The 359-nt window shown below is 58.2% G+C and carries 1 rRNA gene; it reads left to right on the forward strand.

Going from position 1 to position 359, the window contains the following annotated elements:
• Window positions 1–84, forward strand: a 16S ribosomal RNA gene (locus IO24_RS0140070); the annotation flags it as partial.
• Window positions 85–359: the final 275 nt, after the last annotated feature.

Raw genomic sequence — 359 nt, forward strand, 5'->3', positions numbered from 1 at the left:
GAGCTGTCGAAGGTGGGACTGGCGATTGGGACGAAGTCGTAACAAGGTAGCCGTACCGGAAGGTGCGGCTGGATCACCTCCTTTCTAAGGAGCACTTCTAAGCCGGTCCTTCGGGGCTGGTTCAGAGGCCAGTACATCAGCGAATGTCTGATGCTGGTTGCTCATGGGTGGAACGTTGACTATTCGACCGTGATCTCGGGTCGGAGGCTGTTAGTACTGCTCTTCGGAGCGTGGAACGCATGATCTTCGGACGGGATGTGGTCGGGCACGCTGTTGGGTGTCTGAGGGAATGGATTTTTCCTCAGTCGCCGGCCCCAGTGAACTCGCCTAAGGGCGGGGTGATGGGTGGCTGGTCGTTG

This window comes from Streptomyces flavovariabilis, assembly GCF_000725785.1.
Taxonomy (GTDB): domain Bacteria; phylum Actinomycetota; class Actinomycetes; order Streptomycetales; family Streptomycetaceae; genus Streptomyces; species Streptomyces hawaiiensis.